General features: G+C 69.6%; 1 protein-coding gene. It reads left to right on the top strand.

What is annotated here, in order from left to right:
• On the top strand, positions 1-450 hold a 450-nt coding region (locus RB628_RS41455), incomplete at both ends, for a WhiB family transcriptional regulator (protein ID WP_318325774.1).

The raw sequence follows: 450 nt of genomic DNA, 5'->3' as shown, positions 1-450 counted from the left end.
CCTGGCAGGACCAGGCCGTCTGCCAGAGCACCGAGTACAACCCGGTGGACCCCGAAATCTTCTTCCCCGAGCCCGACGAGACCACCAAGATCACCGCCGCCAAGTCGCTGTGCGGCCAGTGCCCGGTCCGCCGCACCTGCCTGGACGCCGCACTGGAGAGCGGCGACACCGACGGCATCCGGGGCGGACTGACCGAGGAGGAGCGCGGGCCGCTGCACGCGAAGCTCGCCCACCGCCTCGACTACAGCCGCGTCAACGCCACCATCGCCGGGCGCGACGTCCACCTCACCAAGGATGAGCGCCGCGCGGTCGCCCACGCCGCGTACCACCACGGAGTGACCGAACAGCGCCTGGCCTGGCTCCTGAAGATCACCGAGGAACACGCCCAGAAGCTGTACCGCGAAACCCGCCGAGCCATCCGCAACCGAGACCTGGAGCAGACCACGAAGA

It is taken from the genome of Streptomyces sp. ADMS (assembly GCF_033441795.1).
Classification (GTDB): Bacteria; Actinomycetota; Actinomycetes; order Streptomycetales; family Streptomycetaceae; genus Streptomyces.
This window is presented reverse-complemented; position numbering and strand designations above follow the sequence as displayed.